The 23842-nt window shown below is 42.9% G+C and carries 19 protein-coding genes; 16 read left to right on the top strand and 3 right to left on the bottom strand.

Annotation, left to right across the window (positions count from 1 at the left end):
• Positions 1 to 22: 22 nt before the first annotated feature.
• The 14 genes from leuC to thrC all read left to right on the top strand — a co-directional run bounded on the left by leuC (position 23) and on the right by thrC (position 18049).
• Complete coding sequence (gene leuC, locus R8N23_RS17060) at positions 23 to 1429, top strand: 3-isopropylmalate dehydratase large subunit (RefSeq protein ID WP_318172821.1); 1407 nt, start codon at positions 23 to 25, stop codon at positions 1427 to 1429.
• A 4-nt stretch (positions 1430 to 1433) separates the two neighbouring features.
• The gene (gene leuD, locus R8N23_RS17055; protein WP_318172820.1) at positions 1434 to 2027 is read left to right on the top strand and encodes a 3-isopropylmalate dehydratase small subunit; all 594 of its coding nucleotides are present in this window, start codon (positions 1434 to 1436) and stop codon (positions 2025 to 2027) included.
• A complete protein-coding gene (locus R8N23_RS17050; protein WP_318172819.1) occupies positions 2027 to 3562 on the top strand; it encodes an alpha-isopropylmalate synthase regulatory domain-containing protein in 1536 nt (511 codons plus the stop codon). The genes leuD and R8N23_RS17050 overlap by 1 nt, the downstream gene beginning before the upstream one ends.
• Complete coding sequence (gene leuB / locus R8N23_RS17045) at positions 3552 to 4634, top strand: 3-isopropylmalate dehydrogenase (RefSeq protein ID WP_318172818.1); 1083 nt, start codon at positions 3552 to 3554, stop codon at positions 4632 to 4634. The genes R8N23_RS17050 and leuB overlap by 11 nt, the downstream gene beginning before the upstream one ends.
• Before the next feature lie 447 nt (positions 4635 to 5081).
• Positions 5082 to 5972, top strand: a complete 891-nt coding sequence (locus R8N23_RS17040; protein ID WP_318172817.1) for a branched-chain amino acid transaminase — start codon at positions 5082 to 5084, stop codon at positions 5970 to 5972.
• Positions 5973 to 6092: 120 nt separating this feature from the next.
• A complete protein-coding gene (ilvD, locus tag R8N23_RS17035) occupies positions 6093 to 7763 on the top strand; it encodes a dihydroxy-acid dehydratase (RefSeq protein WP_318172816.1) in 1671 nt (556 codons plus the stop codon).
• Positions 7764 to 7851: 88 nt separating this feature from the next.
• Positions 7852 to 9591, top strand: a complete 1740-nt coding sequence (ilvB, locus tag R8N23_RS17030) for a biosynthetic-type acetolactate synthase large subunit (RefSeq protein ID WP_318172815.1) — start codon at positions 7852 to 7854, stop codon at positions 9589 to 9591.
• A 5-nt stretch (positions 9592 to 9596) separates the two neighbouring features.
• Entirely contained in the window at positions 9597 to 10157 is a 561-nt protein-coding gene (ilvN, locus tag R8N23_RS17025; protein ID WP_318172814.1) for an acetolactate synthase small subunit, read from the top strand.
• A 97-nt stretch (positions 10158 to 10254) separates the two neighbouring features.
• Positions 10255 to 11580, top strand: coding sequence for a pyridoxal phosphate-dependent aminotransferase (locus tag R8N23_RS17020; RefSeq protein ID WP_318172813.1), 1326 nt, complete (start codon positions 10255 to 10257; stop codon positions 11578 to 11580).
• Between the two features lie 6 nt (positions 11581 to 11586).
• Positions 11587 to 12855, top strand: coding sequence for a threonine ammonia-lyase IlvA (gene ilvA / locus R8N23_RS17015; RefSeq protein WP_318172812.1), 1269 nt, complete (start codon positions 11587 to 11589; stop codon positions 12853 to 12855).
• Between the two features lie 186 nt (positions 12856 to 13041).
• Positions 13042 to 15486, top strand: a complete 2445-nt coding sequence (gene thrA / locus R8N23_RS17010; RefSeq protein ID WP_318172811.1) for a bifunctional aspartate kinase/homoserine dehydrogenase I — start codon at positions 13042 to 13044, stop codon at positions 15484 to 15486.
• A gap of 3 nt (positions 15487 to 15489) precedes the next feature.
• Complete coding sequence (locus R8N23_RS17005; RefSeq protein WP_318172810.1) at positions 15490 to 16413, top strand: homoserine kinase; 924 nt, start codon at positions 15490 to 15492, stop codon at positions 16411 to 16413.
• A 4-nt stretch (positions 16414 to 16417) separates the two neighbouring features.
• Positions 16418 to 16720 (top strand): DUF1330 domain-containing protein, encoded by a 303-nt coding sequence (locus R8N23_RS17000; RefSeq protein WP_318172809.1) that lies wholly within the window; start codon positions 16418 to 16420, stop codon positions 16718 to 16720.
• 36 nt (positions 16721 to 16756) lie between these two features.
• Complete coding sequence (gene thrC, locus R8N23_RS16995) at positions 16757 to 18049, top strand: threonine synthase (protein ID WP_318172808.1); 1293 nt, start codon at positions 16757 to 16759, stop codon at positions 18047 to 18049.
• 36 nt (positions 18050 to 18085) lie between these two features.
• Here thrC and R8N23_RS16990 read toward each other — a convergent pair whose 3' ends face one another.
• From R8N23_RS16990 to R8N23_RS16980, 3 genes are all read right to left on the bottom strand, one after another.
• A complete protein-coding gene (locus tag R8N23_RS16990) occupies positions 18086 to 18298 on the bottom strand; it encodes a Kazal-type serine protease inhibitor domain-containing protein (RefSeq protein ID WP_318172807.1) in 213 nt (70 codons plus the stop codon).
• Positions 18299 to 18378: 80 nt separating this feature from the next.
• Positions 18379 to 19497, bottom strand: a complete 1119-nt coding sequence (locus tag R8N23_RS16985) for an acyl-CoA desaturase (protein ID WP_318172806.1) — start codon at positions 19495 to 19497, stop codon at positions 18379 to 18381.
• Between the two features lie 152 nt (positions 19498 to 19649).
• On the bottom strand, positions 19650 to 22025 hold the full coding sequence (locus R8N23_RS16980; RefSeq protein ID WP_318172805.1) for an ATP-binding protein: 2376 nt from the start codon (positions 22023 to 22025) through the stop codon (positions 19650 to 19652).
• 219 nt (positions 22026 to 22244) lie between these two features.
• Between R8N23_RS16980 and R8N23_RS16975 the strand changes: the two genes are divergently transcribed.
• Positions 22245 to 22817, top strand: coding sequence for an RNA polymerase sigma-70 factor (locus R8N23_RS16975; protein ID WP_318172804.1), 573 nt, complete (start codon positions 22245 to 22247; stop codon positions 22815 to 22817).
• Positions 22818 to 22850: 33 nt separating this feature from the next.
• Complete coding sequence (locus tag R8N23_RS16970) at positions 22851 to 23837, top strand: FecR family protein (RefSeq protein ID WP_318172803.1); 987 nt, start codon at positions 22851 to 22853, stop codon at positions 23835 to 23837.
• Positions 23838 to 23842: the final 5 nt, after the last annotated feature.

Genomic DNA, 23842 nt, shown 5'->3' with positions numbered 1-23842 from the left:
TAATTAGAGATTTAAATTAAACGTGGAAGCAAAAACATTATTTGATAAGATCTGGGATGCTCATGTAGTGAGCGAGATCGAGGGAGGGCCTAGCGCCATATATATTGATTGTCACTTGATTCATGAAGTGACCAGTCCACAAGCTTTTGCAGGCATTGAAAAAAGAGGAGTACCGGTTTTCAGACCGAACCAAACATTTGCAACACCGGACCATAACGTACCAACAGAAAATCAGCACTTGCCAATTCAGGACGCATTGTCAAAATTTCAAGTAGACAAGTTGACCGAAAATTGCGAAAAGCACGGCGTGTCTTTGTACGGATTGAATCACCCATATCAAGGTGTGGTACACGTAGTTGGACCACAATTGGGATTGACTCAGCCAGGTATGACGATTGTTTGTGGTGATAGCCACACGTCTACGCACGGTGCATTTGGTGCCATTGCATTTGGTATTGGTACTAGTGAAGTAGAAATGGTATTGGCTTCTCAGTGTATCATGCAGCCTAAGCCTAAAAAAATGAGAATCACCGTGAATGGTGAACTAGGAGAAGGAGTAACTGCCAAGGATTTGGTGCTCTATATTATCTCTAAAGTAACTGCCGGAGGCGGTACAGGATACTTCATCGAGTATGCAGGATCTGCATTCGAAAACCTATCGATGGAAGGTAGAATGACTGTGTGTAACATGAGTATCGAAATGGGCGCCAGAGGAGGATTGATTGCTCCTGACGAGACCACTTTCGAATATGTGAAAGGAAGAGAAAATGCACCGAAAGGCGCAGACTTCGACAAGGCAGTAGAAGAGTGGAAGAAATTGAAAACTGACGATGGTGCAGTATTCGATAAAGAATTGGAATTCGATGCAGCGGACATTGAGCCGATGATCACTTACGGTACTAACCCAGGTATGGGCACGAAGATCAAATCTTCTATCCCAGCATTGTCTGAAATTGAAAAGTCTGAGCAGGAGTCATTCCAGAAGTCTATGAACTACATGGGATTCTCTGACGGCGATGTTTTGGTAGGTAAGCCAATCGATTATGTATTCGTAGGTAGCTGTACCAACGGTAGAATCGAAGATTTGCGTGAAGTGGCTAGTTATGTGAAAGGCAAGCAAAAAGCGCCAAACATTACCGCGTGGATTGTACCAGGTTCTAAGCAAGTAGAAAAACAAGCACAAGAAGAAGGCTTGGTAGAAGTACTAGAAGAAGCAGGTTTCAAATTGAGACAGCCAGGTTGTTCGGCTTGTTTGGCCATGAACGACGACAAAGTGCCGAAGGGTAAATACGCAGTTTCTACTTCAAACAGAAACTTCGAAGGAAGACAAGGGCCAGGCTCTCGTACCTTATTGGCTAGCCCGCTTACTGCAGCAGCAGTGGCTGTTGCCGGCAAAATTGTAGATCCTCGTGAACCTGTAAACGCTTAATCAGATGGCATTAGAAAAATTCGTAAAAATAAACTCATCGGCAGTTCCAGTAGCTACCGAAAATGTAGATACAGATCAAATTATCCCAGCCAGATTCTTGAAGGCAACGACAAGAGAAGGATTCGGTGAAAACCTTTTCCGTGATTGGAGATACGATGGCGATGGAAATGAAATTCCAGAGTTTCCGCTCAATGACAAAAAGTATTCAGGTACCATCTTGGTAGCTGGTAAAAACTTTGGGTGTGGATCTAGCCGTGAGCATGCCGCTTGGGCGGTACACGATTATGGTTTCAAAGTAGTGGTTTCTAGTTTCTTCGCGGACATCTTTAGAAACAATTGTTTGAACAATGGTGTGTTGCCAATTCAAGTATCAACTGAATTTGCTGAAAAGGTATTTGCAGCTATCGAATCTAATCCAAACACGCAGTTTGAAGCAGATCTAGAAGCGCAGACTTTCACTATTTCTTCTACTGGCGATTCGACTTCGTTCGAAATCAGCCCATACAAGAAGGAGTGCTTGCAAAACGGATACGACGATATTGATTATCTAATCTCCTTGAGAGACAAAATAGAAGCATACGAAGAAGCGCGAGCTTAATGAAAGTAGAAATCCTAGATACTACCCTTCGGGATGGAGAACAAACATCCGGCGTAGCTTTCACCGAAAGTGAAAAGCTAACCCTCGCCCAACTCATCATCGATGAGCTGGGCGTGGATCGTTTGGAGATTGCTTCTGCACGCGTATCGGATGGCGAATATCGTGGGGCTCAGAATATTCTGGATTGGGCCAATCAAAATGGGCACGGTCACAAAATCGAAATCCTCGGTTTTGTAGATGGTGGAAAATCTTTGGATTGGATCAAAGAAGCCAAAGGGCAGGTGATGAATCTGCTGACCAAAGGCTCCTTGAAGCATTGTCAGGCGCAACTGAGAAAAACACCAGAAGAACATCTGGCGGATATCGCAGAGACGATCGCTTATGCCGACGAACTCGGCATTGCAGTCAATGTCTATCTCGAAGATTGGTCTAATGGCGTGATAGATTCTCCGGAGTATGTCTACCAAATGGTAGAAGGCTTGCAAAAGACCAGCGCCAAGCGAATCATGCTGCCAGATACTTTAGGGGTGTTGAATCACGAAGACGTAAGCAAGTATTGCTCGGAGATGGTGAAACGATTTCCAGAAGTGCATTTTGATTTTCATGCGCATAACGATTACGACCTTTCGGTTGCCAATGTGTTTGAAGCATTGAAATCGGGTATGAAAGGGATTCATACCACGCTAAACGGCTTGGGAGAAAGAGCTGGCAATGTACCAGTATCTAGTGTGGTAGGCATCATGAAAGATCACTTGCATTTGGAAGTGAATCTGGATGAGACCAAACTCTACAAAGTGAGCAAGGTAGTAGAAGCTTTTTCTGGCGTACGTATTCCTGCCAACAAACCATTGATTGGTGAGTTTGTGTTTACACAAACTTCTGGTGTGCATGCTGATGGCGATAGCAAAGACAATTTGTATCAGACGGCTTTAGAACCAACGAGATTCGGGCGGTCTTATACCTATGCTTTAGGCAAGCTTTCGGGCAAAGCCAATATTCTTAAAAACTTAGAAGGTTTAGGAATTCAGCTGACACCAGAAGAAACCAAAAAAGTGACCGAACGAATCATTGAGCTAGGAGATAAGAAAGAAACTATCACGCAAGAGGATTTGCCTTACATCGTCAATGATGTGTTGGGCAATTCGGTTTCTGATCCTACGGTCGAAATTTTGAATTACTCTTTGTCAGTGGCTAAAGGATTGAAGCCTTCGGCAACGATCTCTGTGAGCCTAGATGGCATCGTGCAAGAAGAGACGGCACCTGGCGATGGACAGTATGATGCATTCATGAATGCACTATTGAAGATCTATGCCACCGTAGGACGTACCTTCCCAAAGCTGGTAGACTACGAAGTGAGGATACCACCTGGAGGCAACACAGATGCGCTAGTGATGACCACCATTTCATGGAATTGGAATGGCAAAATATTAAAAACCAAAGGGCTAGACCCTGACCAAACCGTGGCGGCTATTAAGGCGACCACACGAATGTTGAACATAGTAGAAAGTAAAGAAGTAAAAGAATATGCAGTATAAAATAGCTACACTGTCTGGAGACGGAATCGGACCTGAAATAGTAGAACAGGCGATCAAAGCGATGAAATCAGTGGGTGAAGTTTTCGGCCATGAGTTTGATTTTCAATTTGCAGAAGTTGGTGCATCAGCGATCGATGCAGTTGGAGATCCTTATCCTGACGCTACACACGACTTGTGTATGGAGTCTGATGCGGTACTTTTCGGCGCTATTGGTGACCCTAAGTATGACAATGATCCATCTGCGAAAGTTCGTCCTGAGCAAGGCTTGTTGAAGATGAGAAAGAAATTAGGCTTATATGCTAATATTCGTCCGGTAGTTACTTTCCCTAAGTTGAACTACAAGTCACCTTTGAAAGAGGAGATCGTAGAAGGATCTGATTTTGTGGTGATTAGAGAATTGACTGGCGGTATCTATTTCGGAGAGCCTAGAGGTAGATCGGAAGATGGCCATACGGCATTCGATACTTGCGTGTACAACAAAGACGAGGTGAAGAGAATCTTGGATTTGGCTTACGAATACGCAGGCAAAAGAAGAAAGCATTTGACAGTAGTCGACAAAGCGAATGTATTAGGTACTTCTAGACTATGGAGAGAAGTAGCACAAGGCATGGAAAAGGAGCACGCTGATATTCAAACCGAATACATGTTTGTAGATAATGCCGCTATGCAGTTGATCCAATGGCCAAAGAAATTTGACGTGATGGTAACTGAAAACATGTTCGGAGACATTCTTTCTGATGAGGCGAGTGTGATCACCGGATCTATGGGATTGTTGCCTTCTGCTTCTGTAGGGGTGCATACTTCAGTGTTTGAGCCTATCCACGGTTCTTATCCACAGGCCGCTGGCAAAAACATCGCCAACCCGATTGCTACCATTCTTTCAGCAGCTATGTTGTTAGAGTCTTTGGACTTGATGAAGGAAGCAGAAGCGATCAGAAATGCAGTGAACCAAGTGATCGATGAGGACTACCTCACCGAGGATTTAAATAAAGAAAATGCAAAGTCTACTACAGAGGTAGGAGATAAAATAGCCGAAATAATCAGTGCAAGCAGCACAGTATTAGAAGGTTAGATAAAATAGTATTAAAAATTGCCTAAAATGCTAGGGCGTTAAAAATTTTATGTTCTACCTTTGGTATTCGAAAGAACAACAAAGATGAAGAATATTATTGTCATAGCATTAGCGATTATTACCGAGGTCACAGTCACCTCAGGTCGGGAATGATATGCAATAGTATAAAACGATATTCTAAAGCGTCATTCCCAACAGGATGGCGCTTTTTTTATACCCAAATGTTGACCCAAAAAATGATAACGACAATTGTCACTGTATTAGCCATCGTGATTATTACCATTATTGGTGATACGTGAGAGAGGTATATAAGAACCAAAAGATTCTAAAGCCTTTCTCTACAGAGAAAGGCTTTTTTGTTGCCGTCACTGCGAGCGGAGCGCGGCAGTATTAAAGACTAGATGACTATTGTCGAATGAAGGAGATTATTAACTAAAGAGACAGAATATGTATTACAACGAAAATTCGATCCTTTTCCTAGACGGACAGTGGGTAAAAGCATCAGAAGCTAAAGTTGACTTGTTTAGCCAGACCATGCACTATGGTAACGGTGTCTTTGAAGGTATCCGATCGTACGCTGGTGCAGCCGGACCCAATGTCTTCAAGGCCAAGGAACATTTCGAAAGACTTAAATACTCAGCTGAAAAGATGAATATCAAAATCAGCCAGTCAGTAGATGAGTTAGTTAAAATCTCTTATGAATTATTGGATAGAAATGGATTGAGCAATGCGTACATCCGTCCGATGGTTTATCTCGGTGCCAACATGAAGCTGCTCTCTTGTGGAGAAGTGCATGTGATGATGGCGGCTTGGGACTGGCCTCCATATTTGGGTGACGAAGCTTTGAAAGTAATGATCTCTTCTATCGAAAGACCGAATCCGAAGTCGATCCCTGTTGATGCCAAAGTATCAGGTAACTACACCAATTCGATCATGGCGTCTAACGAAGCCAAGAGAAATGGGTACGACGAAGCTTTGTTGCTAGACTCAGAAGGCTATGTAGCAGAAGGATCGGGTCAAAACTTCTTCTTCGTGAAAGATGATGTGATTTACACTCCACCACTTGGCAATATCTTACCAGGCATCACCAGAGCGACCATCATCGAGTATGCGATGGAGTTGGGTTACCCAGTAGTGGAGAAGCTATTCAAGCCGGAAGAAATGAAAGGCGCAGAAGTAGCCTTCTTCACGGGTACCGCGACAGAAGTAGCGAGTATCGCTTCCATCGACGATATGGAATTCAAGAAGGACTGGAAAGAAACCGTGGCTTATGACTTGTTCCTCATGTATCGCCAGCGAGTGAGCAATGCGGAGCTTAGCGATTTCACATTGGTGTAATCATAGGCTAGATTTTAAGAGCCAAGAATAAAGACAGAATTTAAAAATAGAAATATGGACATCAAATAAGTCAAGAATCAAATCTTGGTTCTTGACTCTTGAGTCTAACATCCGAATAACATGAGTTTAAACAAATACAGCAAAACGATCACACAAGACCCTTCACAGCCAGCATCTCAAGCGCAGCTTTATGCTACTGGCCTGTCTGAAGAGGATATGAAAAAAGCACAAGTTGGGATCGTTAGCACAGGCTTCGAAGGCAATCCATGCAACATGCACCTTAATATTTTATCACATCAGGTGAAAAAGGGTGTGCGTGAAGCTGATCTTGTGGGCTTGATTTTCCACACCATTGGAGTTAGTGACGGGATTTCCAATGGGACCACAGGGATGAAATATTCTCTGATTTCCAGAGATATCATTGCCGATTCGATCGAAACAGTTGTGAATGCACAGTTTTACGATGCGGTAGTTCCTGTCGTTGGTTGTGACAAAAACATGCCCGGTTCTATCATGGCCTTGGGTCGATTGAACAGACCGGGATTGATGGTATACGGTGGAACCGTAAGACCAGGAAAATGGAAAGGCGAAGATTTGAATATTGTTTCGGCATTTGAGGCTTACGGCCAAAAACTAGCCAACAATATTTCGGATGAAGATTACAATGGTATCATCAAAAACTCAATCCCAGGCCCTGGAGCCTGTGGAGGGATGTACACCGCCAACACCATGTCATCGGCTATCGAGGCGATGGGCATGAGCTTACCGTCATCGTCTTCTAATCCAGCAGAAAGCGATGACAAGAAACAAGAGACTTATCGAGTAGGTCAGGCTGTGCGACACTTGCTAGAGCAAGACTTGCGTCCAAGAGATATCATGACCAAAGAGGCATTCGAAAATGCGATTCGTATCATCATGATTTTGGGTGGTTCTACCAATGCAGTGCTTCACTTGATCGCTATGGCGAAATCTGTGGATGTGCCGATCGGTCTGGACGATTTCCAAAGAATCTCAGACAGCACGCCTTTCATTGCCGACTTGAAACCAAGTGGTAAATACTTGATGGAAGACCTTCACTTTGTGGGTGGTGTTCCAGCAGTGATGAAAGCATTATTGCACGAAGGATACTTGCACGGCGACTGTATGACAGTGACTGGCAAGACCTTGGCGGAAAATATTGAAGAAGGGCCATCATTGAAAGAAGGACAAAAAATTATTCATTCTTTCTCTGATCCTATCAAGCCATCTGGTCACTTGCAGATCCTTTACGGAAATCTAGCGCCAGAAGGTTCTGTAGCAAAAATCACTGGTAAAGAAGGAGAATACTTCGAAGGACCAGCGAGATGCTATGAGGATGAATTTGAAGCGATCGAAGGCATAGGCAAGGATGTAAAAAAAGGTGAAGTGATTGTCATCAGACAGTCAGGCCCTAAAGGTGCACCTGGTATGCCGGAGATGCTGAAGCCTACAAGTGCCGTGATGGGCGCTGGCTTGGGTAAAGACGTAGCACTAATTACTGATGGACGATTCTCGGGAGGATCACATGGATTTGTGGTAGGGCACGTGACGCCAGAATCGCAAGAAGGTGGACCATTGGCATTGGTGAGAGATGGTGATATCATCAGCATCGACGCAGTGAAAAACGAAATGAATTTGAAAATTTCTGATGAAGAAATGGCGAAACGAAAAGCCGCTTGGGTGCAGCCGGAGTACAAAGCCAAAAAAGGAATTTTAAGAAAATATATCAACCAAGTAGCATCAGCCTCAGAAGGTTGTGTAACCGACGAATAACCTAAATGCGAAACAAGAGCCAAGATTCAAGAGCCAAGACTAAGTCTTCAAACTTGAATCTTGAATCTAAAATCTTGAATCTATCAAAATGAACACATCGACACTAGAATTGGAAGATAAACCAAAACAAGGAACGAAAAGATTGACAGGCTCACAGGCTTTGCTTGAGTGCTTGCTGGCCGAAGGAGTAGATACACTCTTTGGGTATCCAGGTGGTGCAATTATGCCAGTCTATGATGAACTATATAAATACTCGGACCGATTAAATCACATCTTGGTAAGACATGAGCAGGGCGCTGCGCACGCTGCACAAGGATTCGCAAGAGTGAATGGGAAAACAGGCGTGTGTATGGCTACATCTGGACCAGGTGCTACCAATTTGATTACCGGTATCGCGGACGCTCAAATCGATTCTACCCCTATGGTGGCTATTACAGGTCAGGTGTTTTCTCACCTTTTGGGTACGGATGCCTTTCAGGAAACTGATGTGATCGGCATTTCTATGCCTGTGACAAAGTGGAATTTTCAGGTAACCAAGGCAGAAGAAATACCTCAGGCTATTGCCAAGGCTTTTTACATAGCCAATACAGGTAGACCAGGGCCGGTTTTGATAGATATCACCAAAGACGCGCAGGTGACTGAATTTGATTTTCCAGTATACGAGAAGTGTACTAAAATCAGGAGTTACCACCCGTTTCCAATTTTACAGCAATCTAAGGTGACTGAGGCTGCGGCTATCATCAACCAAGCCAAGAAGCCTTTGATGTTGGTAGGACACGGTGTTTTGATTTCGCAAGCGCAAAGTGAATTGTTGGCTTTTGCAGAAAAGGCGGGAATTCCTATGGCTTCTACCTTGCTGGGATTGTCTGCCGTTCCTGACAAACATCCATTATATGTAGGAATGCTAGGGATGCATGGCAACTATGGGCCGAATGTAAAGACCAACGAAGCAGATGTGATCATTGCGGTAGGTATGCGATTTGATGATCGGGTGACTGGTGATCTGAGCAGATATGCCAAGCAAGCCAAGATCGTTCACATCGAGATCGACCCTGCCGAAGTTGACAAAAATGTAAAGACTGATGTAGCCATTGTAAGCGATGCTAAAGCTGCTTTGATTCAGCTCGGAAAAGAAACAACTGCCAATAAGCATGAGGCATGGCTTCAGGAGTTTCGCGATTGTGATGCCAAAGAGTTTGAAAAAGTAAAGAAGCTTGATCTTCATTCTGAAAAGGAAGAAATCAAAATGGCTGAAGTTATCAAATTGATATCCGATCAGACGAAAGGTAAAGCCATTATCGTAACAGATGTGGGGCAACATCAGATGATTGCGAGTCGATATTATGCCTTTGATGATACCAGATGCAACGTTACTTCTGGTGGATTAGGCACGATGGGATTCTCGTTGCCGGCGGCGATGGGAGCCAAAGTGGCTCGCCCTGAAAAGGAGGTCATAGCTGTTATTGGGGATGGAGGTTTTCAGATGACCATTCAGGAATTGGGTACCATATTCCAAAGTAACATTGGTGTCAAAATATTGATTTTGAATAATCAGTTTTTGGGAATGGTTCGTCAATGGCAAGAAATGTTTTTTGACAAAAGATACGCCCACACGGAAATGATCAACCCAGATTTTCAAATGATATCAAAAGGGTATGGCATTCCTTGTAATAAAGTGACTGATAGAAAAGAGCTTGCCGTAGCGGTAAATGTGTTCTTGGAACACGACGGGCCATATTTGTTGGAGGTCGGTGTAGAGCAAGAAGGAAATGTATTCCCAATGGTGCCTACAGGGGCGTCTGTATCTGAAGTGAAATTGGAAAGATAGTAATCATGGAAGCAGAAAAACAATATACATTATCGGTACTTACCGAAGATAGAGCGGGTTTACTCAACCATCTCACCGTGATCTTGAATCGTAGAAAAATCAACATCGATTCTCTTAATGTCTCGACTACCGAGGTGGCTGGGATTAGTAGGTTTACGATCGTGATCACCACTACCAGAGACAGTGCAGATAACTGCTGCAAGCAGTTTAGAAAGCTGATTGAAGTGTTGGGAGCCTTCGTTTACGAAGAGAATGAAATCTACTATCAAGAAATCGCTTTGTACAAAGTGCCTACGACTGTTTTCTTGAATGGAAACAAAATCGAGACTTTGGTACGAAATAATGGTGCTAGAATACTGGTGATCGAAGAAGATCATATCATCATCGAGAAAACGGGTCACATGGCAGATACGCACGATTTGTACCAAAAACTAGAGCCATTAGGCTTGCTGGAGTTTGTACGATCAGGTCGCGTAGCCATTTCCAAATCCAAGCGTAAGACAGAAGCTTATATCAAAGAATTGGAAGAGACCAAGTCAAATCTATTAAGTATTAAAGACTACTAAAATTTAAAACGTCATTGCGAGGAGGGACGACGACGCAATCTTAATAATTGATGAGATTGCTTCGCTAAAGCTCGCAATGACGTAAAAAAAGACAAAAATGCGCCAAGTACTACTACATGAAGGATCGAGCCAGCTGGACTATGAAATCAGAGACATAGTCAAGAAAGCTGAAGCCCTACAAGCGTTGGACCAACGGATCTATTGGGAAAATATTGGAGATCCGATATTGAAGCATGCAGTCGTACCTGCCTGGATCAAGGAGATTTTGACTGGATTGGTCAATGAAAACTCTACCTATGGCTATTGCCATTCGAAAGGCGTGTTGGAGACCAGACAATACCTGGCTCAGAAAAACAACAAAAAGAACGGCGTGCAGATCACTGCCGACGATGTGTTATTCTTCAATGGATTGGGTGATGCGATTGGAAAACTGTATCAGTTTCTCAATCCTTATTCGAGAGTGATAGGGCCGTCACCGGCTTATTCTACGCACTCTGCTTTGGAGGCAGCACATTCCAACAAAGAACCGCTCACTTATAACCTGGATCCAGAAAACAACTGGTATCCGGACTTAGACGACTTGCGTCTAAAAGTGAAATACAATCCAAATATCGTGGGTATCCTGATCATCAATCCGGACAACCCAACGGGTATGGTATATCCCGAGGAGTATTTGATGAAGATCGTAGAGATCGCAAAAGAATTCAATCTCTTCATTGCCAGCGATGAGATCTATACCAACATCATTTACAACGACACAAAGACAAAAGCCTTGTCGGAAGTTTTGGGAGATGTGCCAGGTATCGCACTGAAAGGTATATCCAAAGACTGCCCGTGGCCAGGCAGCCGGTGTGGCTGGATGGAGTTCTACAATCGTGAGGCCGACGAAGAATTTAACAAATATTGCGCTACGCTAGAAAATGCTAAGATGGTAGAGGTGTGTTCTACTACCTTGCCACAAAAGGCATTGCCTCTGATTCAGGAACACCCTAACTATCAGGAGTATCTGGCTCAGCGAAGAACTGAAATCGCAGAACGAAGTGAAATCATTTCGCAGTATTTGAAGGATCTGCCTTATGTGACTTTCAACAAAACGAACGGGGCATTCTACAATACCATTGTATTCAAAGACGGCGTCTTGAATAACAATCAAGCCTTGCAGATAGATAACACTGAGGTCAAAGCCTTGGCTGAATCTTGGGTAGAGCGCATAGGTGAACCAGACAAGCGATTTGTGTATTATTTGCTTGCCGCAAAAGGCGTATGTGTGGTGCCATTGTCTTCTTTTCAATCCGAATTGAGAGGCTTTAGAATCACGCTACTCGAAGAAAACAAAGAAGTCTTGCACGAGACCTTCAGCAAAATCGCTGATGCGATCAATGAGTTTTGTACTTCCGACATAAACGAAGAGGTAGACGTCTGATATAAAATGGGAATAGCTGCCGCCGATATCAACATACCTTCTTACGAAGGCATACAAGCCGCCAAGGTGAAGCTCAACAATGTAGTTGTGCGTACACCCTTGATGAAAAATCTTAATTTTTCTGAAAGATATCAGGCAGATATCTCATTCAAAAGAGAAGATCTGCAAGCCGTACGCTCCTACAAAATCCGTGGAGCCTACCATAAAATATCCAGCCTCAACGACAGCGAACGAGCCAATGGCATCGTCTGTGCCAGCGCTGGCAACCACGCACAAGGTGTAGCCTACTCGTGTCAAAAACTCGGAATCAAAGGCACGATCTTTATGCCAAGTGTTACGCCCAAGCAGAAGATCGGGCAAGTTCGTATGTTTGGCAAAGAGGTGGTTGAGGTGGTTCTCGTGGGTGATACTTTCGATGATGCTTACAATCATGCGATCGATTATTGCGACAAGCATCAGGCTACTTTCGTGCATCCATTCGATGACGAAAAAGTAATCGAAGGACAAGGAACCGTTGCCTTAGAAATCTTAGAAGATGCAGATGGCCCGATCGATTATTTGTTCGTGCCAATCGGTGGTGGTGGTTTGGCTGCAGGTGCCATTACTGCACTGAAAACATTATCTCCGAATACGAAAATCATTGGCGTAGAGCCTACTGGAGCACCGGCTATGAAGGACTCCATCGCTCAAGGCACCAACATCATATTGCCAAAGATCGACACCTTTATCGACGGCGCAGCGGTGAAGCAAGTAGGAGCCAAGACTTTAGAAATTTGCAAAGAAGGTTTGGATGATATCATCCTCGTACCAGAAGGCAAGGTGTGCTCGATGATCCTGCAATTGTACAATCAGGAAGCCATCGTAGTAGAGCCGGCAGGTGCACTGAGCTTGGCGGCCTTGGACTTTTATGCAGACAAGATCAAAGGCAAAAAAGTAGTCTGCGTGATCAGCGGCAGCAACAACGACATTACCCGAACAGAAGAAATTAAAGAGCGGTCTTTATTGTATGAAGGCATCAAACATTACTTCATCATTCGATTTCCGCAAAGGGCTGGTGCCCTTCGGGAGTTTTTGACGGAGGTACTTGGGCCTGGTGATGATATTGTTCATTTCGAGTATTCGAAAAAGAACAGCAGAGAAAAAGGACCCGCTTTGATAGGAATAGAATTACAAAACAAGGACAGCCTTCAGGACTTATTCAAAAAAATGGAAACCAAAAGTTTCGTTTTCGAATACCTGAATGAAAAACCGGATTTGATGCAGTATTTGGTATAATGAAAAGTGATTAATGACCAATGAATAGCGACATTGATCACGTATTGTCATTTCGACCGATAGGGAGAAATCTTATTAGAATAATTATCGAACCCTAGCTTAGTTTGTTGTAAGCGAAAGTTCAAAACTTAAATAAATAAAGACCCAAGCCTAATATCTTGAGTCTAACGTCTAAAATCTTATATAATGAAAGTGTTGAAATTTGGAGGTACATCCGTAGGTACCCCGGATAATTTGAGAGTGGTAAAGGACATCTTATCAGCTGGAAAAGAAGAAAAGCAAGTGTGTGTAGTGTCTGCCTTCGGTGGCGTGACCAACCTACTCCATGAGTGTAGCGACTTGGCTGCTGCTGGTGACGAGTCGTATCAGGAGCTATTCGCCAAAATTGAGGCTAGGCATCTTGATACCGTCAAAGAATTGCTACCAGTCAAAAACCAATCGGGTACACTCAGCAAAACCAAAATCTTATTGAACGACCTGGAAGATATCATGAAAGGTATCTTTTTGATTGGTGAGCTTTCGCCAAGATCTTTGGATCGTGTATTGGGTATGGGTGAGATATTGTCTTCTAATATCATCGTTGATTTCCTGAACGCAGAAGGCTTGACTACCGACTGGGGGAATACTGGCGCCATGATCAAAACCGATAGCACTTTCAACAACGCCATTGTAGAGTTTAGTGCAACCAATAAAAACATTAAGAAATTTTTCAAATCATCGGCGGACTTGGTGGTTTGTCCTGGATTTGTTTCTTCTAATGAGGAAAATGTAAACACCACATTAGGTCGTGGCGGGTCTGACTACACAGCAGCCATTCTGGCGGCGGCACTCGAAGTAGATACTTTCGAAATCTGGACGGATGTGAGCGGTATGATGACTTCCGATCCTAGAGCAGTATCATCGGCACATCCGATAGAAAAAATCTCCTATCAGGAAGCGATGGAGCTGTCGCACTTCGGAGCAAAAGTGATCTATCCGCCGACCATTCAGCCGGCATTGGACAAAAACATTCCAATCAAGATCAAAAACACTTTTAGACCTCAGGATGCCGGTACAACCATTAGCGCCGACTCCAACGGATCAAAGCAGTTCGTAAAAGGTTTATCAAGTGTAAAAAATATCGCACTGCTCAACTTGTCGGGTAGTGGCATGATCGGTATTCCGAAATTCTCTTTCAGACTGTTCAAAGCTCTGTCGGAAGCCAAAGTGAATGTGATCATCATTACGCAGGCCTCGTCTGAGCATTCGATCTGCGTGGGTGTGGATGGCAACGACGTGGAGGCGAGTAGAGCTGCCATAGCAGAAGAGTTTCAGTTTGAACTGAGCTTGAATAAAGTCAATCCGCTAGAGGTAGAAGAAAACCTAGCCATCGTGGCCTTAGTAGGCGACAAGATGCGTGATCACGTGGGAATCAGTGGGCAGATGTTTGCCGCTCTTGGCGAAAATGGGGTAAACATCAAAGCCATTGCGCAGGGCTCGTCTGAAAGAAACATCACGGTAGTGATCCAGGAGCGTCACCTCAAAAAATCGCTAAACGTATTACACGAAAGCTTCTTCCTTTCTGAGAAGAAAAGAATCAACTTGTTTCTAGTCGGAATAGGAAATGTGGGAGGTACTTTGATTCAGCAGATCGCTAAGCAACAAGAATATTTGAGTGAAAACGAGCACGTCGACTTGCGTATAGTTGGCTTGGCCAATAGTAAGAAAATGTTCTTCGATGAAGACGGTATTGATCTGTCCAAGTGGAAAGATTTGCTATTAGGTAGCGATTTGAAAATGTCGAACGACGCCTTCATTCAAGCAATTCAGGACATGAACTTGCGTAATAGCGTATTCGTGGACAACACAGCCAGCGCAGAGATTGCTGGTCTGTACAACGGCATTTTGAATAAGAATATTTCGGTAGTCACTCCTAATAAGATCGCTTGTGCATCTTCTTACGAAAACTATCAAGAACTGAAAAACACAGCGCGTGAGTACAAGTCTAAATTCTACTACGAGACGAATGTAGGCGCAGGTTTGCCAGTCATCACTACGCTACAAGACTTGATTAAGAGTGGTGATAAGGTAAAGAAAATTGAGGCTGTACTTTCTGGCAGCCTAAACTTCATTTTTAATAATTTCAAGCCGGGAGTGAAGTTTGCGGATATCGTGAAGCAAGCCGGTGAGGAAGGATACACTGAGCCAGATCCAAAGATCGATTTGAGTGGTGTAGATGTAATGCGGAAGATTTTGATTTTGATCAGAGAATGTGGTGTAGAAATCGAATTGGATGACATCGTGAGCGAATCGTTTATACCTGAAGCTTGTATGAAGACGGATAATAACAATGACTTTTACGCCAAGTTGGAAGAGCATGATGCCCATTTCCAATCTTTGGTAGAGCAGGCCGAGGCTAACAATGCTCGCTTGAAAGTGGTCGCTTCTTATGACAACGGCAAAGCCTCTGTAGGATTAAAAGAAATTGGAAAATCGCACCCATTCTATAATTTGGAAGGAAGTGACAATATCGTGTTGTTTAATACCCACAGGTACGACGACAATCCACTAGTGATAAAAGGAGCTGGTGCTGGTGCAGCAGTGACTGCGATGGGTATATTTGCTGATATCATGCGAATTGCAAATAGCTAAATTATGCCTGACAAAATTAAAATATTCTCTCCCTCAACAGTCGCCAATGTAGGTTGCGGCTACGACGTATTGGGTTTTGCCCTGGCTGGGATTGGTGAAGAAATGGAAGTCTCCAAAAGAGACGATGGTCAACTGGTGATTGACGAAATCATAGGGTTTGACCTACCCAAAGATCCTACTGTAAATACGGCAACGGTAGCTGCTCAGGCACTGCTAAATGCGGCAGGGAGCAAGCAGGGTTTTTCATTCACGATAAAGAAAACAATCAATCCTGGTAGCGGCATGGGCACTAGCGCATCCAGTTCGGCAGGTGGCGTTTTTGCTGTCAATGAATTATTGGGTAGGCCATTTACTCCTATGCAGCTCGTGGAGTTTGCTATGGAAGGCGAGAAGGTCGTATCGAAAAAAGCACACGCAGACAATGTAGCGCCCAACTTGCTAGGAGGGTTTACCTTAGTGCGTAGCTACGAGCCGTTGGATATTTTGCAATTGCCCGTGCCAGAAGTTTTGTACGTGACGGTGATTCACCCACAAGTGGAAATCAAAACCACCGATGCTAAAAAGATCTTAAAAAAACAAGTGGATCTTTCGATTGCCGTAGAGCAATGGGGCAATGTTGGCGGTTTGGTGTCAGGACTGTACGAGTCGGACTACGATCTCATCGGTCGTTCCATGGTAGATAAAATAGTGGAGCCTGTAAGGAAAATATTGATTCCGCTTTACGACGAGGTGAAAGAGGCCGTACTAGATGCCGGAGCACTGGGATGTAGTATTGCTGGATCAGGCCCCTCTATTTTTGCGTTTAGTAAGGGGGAAAGTACGGCTTTGGAAATTAAAGCATTGATGCAAGCCAAATATGATGAAGTAGGCATATTGGCGTATTCATATATGTCGAAAATAGGGAAAGAAGGCGTAAGAGCCATCTAAGGCCATGTTGTACATCACTCAACTGATCTATATCAAACCTGGAAAGGAAGCGATTTTTCAAGAATTTGAAAATCATGCTATTCCATTGATGGAAAAGTATTCTGGCAAACTGGTGCAAAGACTGCGACCAGAGTCAGCGGCTTATGTCGATGGTGAAGAAAGAAAGCCATACGAAATCCATATTGTCAGTTTTGAGTCGGAAGACAAATTGAAAGAATTTATGAAAGACGATACTCGTCTGAAGTTTAAGCATCTAAAAGAAGAATCTGTAGAATCTATCTTGATGTTTAAAGGAGAAAAAATGTAATCCAATTCTAGCATAGAATTGCATAGAAAGAACACAATGAAATATTATAGCACCAATAAGCAAGTCCCAGAAGTAAGTTTCGAAAAAGCCATTTTTCAAGGTTTGCCCGATGACAATGGCTTGTATATGCCAAAGGAAATAAAGCAGTTGCCTGCTGATTTTTTTAAGAATATTCATGACATGCCATTGCATGACATTGCCTATGAAGTGGCGAAATGTTTCATCGAAGATGAGATTCCTGAAAAGGAGTTGAAGGAAATAGTGGCGGGGACCTTGGCTTTTGATTTGCCTTTGGTAGAAGTGGAAGAAGGTGTTTATTCGCTGGAGCTGTATCATGGCCCTACTTGCGCATTTAAGGATGTGGGAGCGAGGTTTTTGGCCCGATGTCTGAGCTACTTCTCTCGCCAAAGCGACAAGAAAGCTACCATTCTGGTGGCTACTTCGGGCGATACCGGTAGTGCGGTAGCTAGCGGTTTCTTAGGGATGAAAAACATCAACGTGGTGATCCTTTACCCGAAAGGGAAAATCAGCAAAATTCAGGAGCAGCAATTGACTACACTTGGAGAAAACATCACCGCGTGCGAAGTGGACGGCACGTTCGACGATTGTCAGAAGTTGGTCAAAGATTCGTTCTTGAATCTGGAGATGAAGGCCAAGTATAACCTGACTTCAGCCAACTCTATCAATATGGCGCGTCTGATTCCTCAGTCTTTTTATTACTTCTGGACCTATGCCATGTTGGGCGAAGAAAAGGATTTGGCGATCTCTGTACCAAGTGGCAACTATGGCAACTTGACCGCTGGTCTGCTGGCCAAGAAAATGGGCTTGCCGATCAAGCAGTATATCGCTTCGGCTAATGCCAACGACATTGTACCGGCCTACCTGAGATCCGGCAATTTTGAGCCGAGACGATCAGTCGAAACCATTTCCAATGCCATGGACGTGGGCAACCCGAGCAACTTCTATAGAATGAATGATTTGTTTGGTGCCGACCTCGAATCGTTTAGAAAGGAGTTGAAAGGTTATACTTACTCAGATGAGGAAACCAGCGAGACCATCAAAAAGGTGTATGCCGATACTGGATACTTGTTAGATCCGCATGGCGCAGTAGGCTATTTGGGATTGAAGGCTTATTTGAAAGACAATGATGCCGTAGGTGTATTTTTAGAAACAGCCCATCCAGCGAAATTCTTGGACGTGGTAGAGCCTATCATCAAGGAGAAAGTAGAAATTCCACAAAGACTGCAAGACTACATCGATCGCAAGAAAGTAGCCATCGAAATGAATGCCGATCTAGGGCAGCTGGAAGAGGTGTTGAAGACATTATAATATTCATAGGTCAGGGTTTAAACCCTGACCTATGAATTAGTTTAAACATTCCCCTTCCTCATAGTCAATGATGTTGGCACAGGCAGCCATGCATGCATTGCCATAGGTTTTTCCATTACAGCCGCAAACGGGTTCATACTCCTGAGTGCACCCACAGGCAGGGTCAATCTTTTCTATGCATTCCTTTTCATCCTCAGAGCAGGAGAGAATTGAGATACATAGTATTAGAAAAAGTAGGGTCGTCTTCATTAAAATCTAGATTTTTGATTCTGAAGAGAAGACACATCAAATCAAGGAATGGATGGAATGCATGCAATAAGTTTAATTCCTCAAGCCTTCGCCACAAAGAACGCCGGCTGACCTTCGTACACTTCTTGCTTGCCTAACTGCTTGAGCATGTGGAAGTGGCTTTTGACCGCATCACCAAACGAATCTACGGCATAGTACGGCAGCCCAAATTCCTTCGTGGTTTGCTGAACGATAGGAGCAATGGCCGGGTAATGCACATGGCAAATGTCGGGAAAGAGATGGTGCTCTACTTGGAAGTTTAACCCACCAACTAACCAACTCAAGACTTTGTCATTCATACCATAGTTGCACGTTGTCAAGAGCTGATGGGCCGACCAGCTGTGGTCTACCTCTTCACCTTCTATCTCATAAAATGCCGCAGATGGCACTACGTGAGCAGTCTGGAAAATCATGGCGAGCATGATACCAGTTACCCCACTCGATACCAATATCATTACCAAAGTAATCCAAGCAGGAATTGGTACCACTAGCATAGGAACGGCCACGAAGAATATGTAATAGAAAAATTTCCTAAGCACTATCGCTGCAAATTCTTTTCTAAACTCTGCCCCTGGTTTGATCAGACGCATTTTTTTATAATCAAATGCCTTTAAAAAATCTTTGGTAGTCAACCACTCTAAAAGAGGTACACAGTAAAAAATTGGTGCGTAGATGTGTTGGAACCTATGGAACCACATTTTGGGTTGGTTGTTTGAAAAACGGAAGACGAAGCGAGGAAGAATGTCTTCATCCGTGTGTTCGATGTTGGTATAGGTATGATGGATGACGTTATGCTGGATTTTCCAAATCAGAGAATCCACGCCAATGATCATGGCAGATAGGCCCATCCAGAAGTTTACTTTTTTACTATTGGAATAGGAGCCATGCAAAGAATCGTGCATGACTGCAGTACCTATGAATGCTTTCCCCAATCCCATTACTACCCAAAGACTCATCAATATGGGAAGGCTGGTAATTCCAGAAAATATGATAATAAAATAAGGTGTGAGATACCATGTGAAAAGACAGATGGATTTGATCACCATCGTGGAATTAGCATCACGATTTAGGTTGTTTTCCTGAAAATAGTTGTTGACTCTGCTTCGAAGCGTTGCGGTAAACTCCTGATCCTGCTTTTTAGAAAACTTATATCTTATCATAGCTGCTTAATTTTTCTCTGGTTAGGTCAATAAACTTGCCAAAATGGCAACCAAGGAAAAATTTTCCCGTAGGCCAATCGGCAAATCTAATGAGAATTGACCGATCTGCCTAATTCACTGTCCTTGACGAGACATGATTAAGATCACTGGAATTAACTATCTGTTTCTTGATTCTTGCCTTTCATCAAGTCCACTTGTAGGGTAAGGATGAACGCTGTTCCTACTCCAACCTTACTTCTGACATCGATATGACCTCTGTGAGTTTTTATAATATCAGTAGTGATGGACAGTCCAAGGCCAGTACCTTTGCCTGATTCTTTGGTGGTATAGAGGGGTTCGAAAATTTTCTTCTTCACATCTTCTGTCATGCCGCTGCCACTGTCTTGAACAATAGCTCGAACATATTTATTATCGATATTTTGAAGCATGATTTTGATCCAACCTTCTCCTTCAATCGCATCCGAAGCGTTGCCAATAAGATTGATGAAAATTTGATTGAGCTGCCCAGGATAGCAGTCGATCGAGGGGATATTGTTTCCGTACTCTTTGATGATCTGAACGCGGCCTTTATACTTCGACTTAGAAATAAGTAGGGCCGATTCGATAATGTCGCTGAGTTGCGCTTTTTTAAATTTCTTTTCGTCTTTTCTTGAAAAAATTCTAAGTCCATCTACAATTTCAGTAATTCGAGTAGCGCCAAATTTTACATCTTCCAGCAGATCAGCGGTATCCTTTTTTAGCACAGATACACTTTGGTTTTCTGATTTGTGAATATTGTAATTACTCTTGATTTCGTCAATATCATTCAACTGTATGATTTGCTCAAAAGTACTTAGTGTATCAAAGGTCTCAGAAATGTTCTCATCTAATATTTGAAGGCCATTGGACACAAAGCTGATCGGATTATTCACTTCGTGTGCAATACCTGCTGTCAGCATCCCTAAGGCAGACATTTTCTCTGCTTGTATCAAGTTAGCCTGCGTTCTTTTCAATTCCTCATGCGCTTTATGGAGTTTGGCATTTTTCTCCATAATGGTAGAGTTGCTTATTTCCAATTCGACATTTCTTTGATGAATGGTGTCTTGTTGTGATTTCAACAGCTTGTTGAGTTTTCGAATTCTAACATACTCAACACCTAGAATAATAGCAATAAGAAGAAAGGCTCCGCCGATGATTAAATAAATCTGTTGTCTCTTTTCACTGATTTCAGCTTGTTGCTGAAGAATGAGTTTTTCTTCCTCCGCTACTTTTAACTCCAGCTGATGTCTAACCAGACTTTCTTTGTATCTCAGGATTTCAGCCTGTCGTTCTGTGCTTTCGAACTCATGCTGTGCTACCATTAGATCTTGGTGAATGTATTCGGCCTCCAAGGCTGTATGTCCGAGTTCTCTATTGCCTACAAGCGCTTCATGTTCCAAACTTTTCAGTCTGGCTATTTCATCTTTTAAAATTTCTTCGCGTTTATTTTTCTCATCAGCCTCTTTTGCCAGCTGCTCTTCTGTAATAATGGCTCTCGAAGTTTTTTCTAATTCTCTGGCTAGTGTTTCGGCCTCCTCAAGGTCGTCCGGATGATAGCTGGTTTCTGCAGGCAATCTTCTGTCCAACGAATTGAATTGGTTTTGGTATCGATTGGATTCTGCTTTGTTTCCAAGTGCGTCGTAAGCTTTTGAAAACAATTCATAAGTGTGAGCCAATATTTTATTCCCTGCCTGGCCGGTTTGGCCAATGGATTCTGCCTGTTGTAATGATTCTATTGCTTTGTTGTTTTCTCCAGTGTTGAGATAAAGTGCCGCCATTCTATTGTGAGCATTGGCTGCCATCTGCTCACTGCCGCCTTCTGTTTCAATCAAGGATAGATAGGCTTTGCCAGTAGCAATACCTTTTTGGTTGTCCTCAGTTTTTTGATACACCTCCAATAGCCCGTCATGTGCGATCAATTTAAAATAGGCCAAATTGTCTTTTTCAGCTAAGGCCAATAACGTCTTGTAGGAGGCTAAGGCATTTTTAAGGTTGTTGGCGGTAAGATGATTCAGGCTGGCCGCCGCCTTTACCTCGATCATGCCCAGTTCGTAGTCAATTTTATTGAACTGATCGTAGGCTATGGCATAGGTTTCATTAGCCTTGGTAAAAGCACCCATGTGGGAATAGATGTTTGCAAGAGATAAGTACCCATTTGCTGACACACTATAATTGTTGACTTTTTCGGCTTGCATACTCATTTCAAGAAATATGTGAATAGCTTTCTGAAAGTCATTTTGTGTTAAATAGACCTCTCCAATCAGATTTTTTGCCTCCCAGGTCTTCTGTACATCTTCATTTTTTTCTGCCAGATCTAATGCTGCTTGCGCTTGATTGAGTGATGTACCAAGATTTGAACGATTCAGACTGGTTTTAGCATTTGAAAGCAAAGTGTTGATTCTTTCCCTATCTCTCTCATTTCTGTTTTGAGCAAGACACATCGACCCCACAAGCATAAAAGCTAGCGTAAATAGAAGTAGATATCTTGATTTTGAATGAGGTAAATTCATACAGGATTTAGATAAGTGGAATATTTGTTTTGTCCAAAATGTGATTGCATCTGACCAATCAGTTCAAACTAAGCTACTGAAATCATGCAATTCGCCAAAAAAAAATATACGAAAAGAATGGATTATTGCAATTATGAAGCTGAACGACCCTAAAAGTGGCGATTATCGCTGCAATTATTAGTAAATCTTGATACTTTCGTCGAGTTGTTGAAAACTGATTTGGAAATCACCAAAAACATCACCGATCTATCAAACAAAAACACTTTTGAAAAGGTGTTTAAGACCTACTATCAACAACTCTCAGCTTTCGCATTTCAGTATGTAGAAAGTCATGAAATAGCTGAGGAGATAGTGCAAGATACTTTCACAAACGTATGGTCCAAATCTGATCAGATAGAAATCCGAACCGCAGTGAAGTCTTATCTCTATGGTGCGGTAAGAAATGCTTGCCTGAACTACATCAAGCATAAAAAGATAGAACGAAGGTACGAAGAGCAAGAACAGAGGAAACCAGAAGGCTTTGAAACTGACTTTTTGGAGCTGGATGAATTGCAAAAGGAGATAGATGAGGGATTAGCCCAATTACCTGAAAAGTGTAGGCAAATCTTTGAAATGAGCCGTTTCGAGGACAAGAAATATAAGGAAATTGCAGAGGAATTGGGACTATCCATCAAGACTGTCGAAAATCAAATGGGAAGGGCATTAAAAGTGATGAGATCGGCATTGAGTAGGCACTTGCCAAGTTTCATATTTTGGATGATTTCGGTGCTTCAAAAAAACTTGTGGGGGTAAAATGAGAGATAGTTGTCCACATTCTAGGAGAAAATGAGTGAGAAAAACAGACATAGCGTTTCAGAGGAACTTCTGTTCAGATATTTTTTGAATGAGGTGAGTCCTGATGAACAAGGCATCGTATTGTCATGGAAGGCTGAGTCTGAGCAAAATCTAGAAGAATTTGAACGGGTTCGGATGGTGCTATTGGATATTAAAGCCATTACTAGTATTGGAAAGGGCGTTGAGAATTATGATGCGTCTTTGGCTTGGAAGAAATTTCAACAGGTAAATCATGCGCGTAAGACCTCTGGTTTTACCTGGTTGAAAATTGCTGCATCGATCATATTGATTCTAGGGGCTGGCTGGTTCACTTATGTGTCAAATCGAGTAGAAACACTTGAACTAATAGTCCAAAATGAGCAGCAAGCGATAGAACTAGAGGATGGTTCTAAAATTTCATTGAATGAAGGCAGTCAGTTGATTTACCCTGATAAATTCAAAGGGAGTAATCGGAAAGTTCAGCTGAAAGGTGAAGCGTATTTTGAAGTTGCCCATAACCCTGGACAGCCCTTTCTAATAGAGACAGACGAAGTGGAAGTGCAGGTGTTAGGCACGAAATTTAATGTCAATAATACCAACAAGGATAGTGTGGTAGTTAGTGTGGATAGCGGAAAAGTCCGCATGAGTGTTGGTGGAAAAGAAGAGATACTTACTGCTGGCTATCGAGGGGTATATTATAGAAGTACTGAATTGCTTGTGAAGATCGAAACAGCCAATACCGGTATGCATAACTATTGGCGAACCAAAACCCTCGCATTCAAAGGAGCGACAGTTTCAGAAGCCGTTGATGCCATACAAAAAGTTTATGGAGTAAAAGTAAAGCTGTCAAATCCCGAGATCGCAAACTGTAAGATCAATGTTGACTTTGAAGACGAAGAAATCGAGCATGTTTTAGAAATTATAGGAGAGACCTTGAATTTGGTTTGGTCGAATCAAGGAGATTCCTACTTATTAGCTGGCTATGGCTGTCCGCAGTAAAATTA

Source organism: Reichenbachiella sp. (assembly GCF_033344935.1).
Taxonomy (GTDB): Bacteria; Bacteroidota; Bacteroidia; order Cytophagales; family Cyclobacteriaceae; genus Reichenbachiella.
Note: the sequence above shows the minus strand (reverse complement) of the source record. Positions and strands in the feature narration are given on the sequence as shown.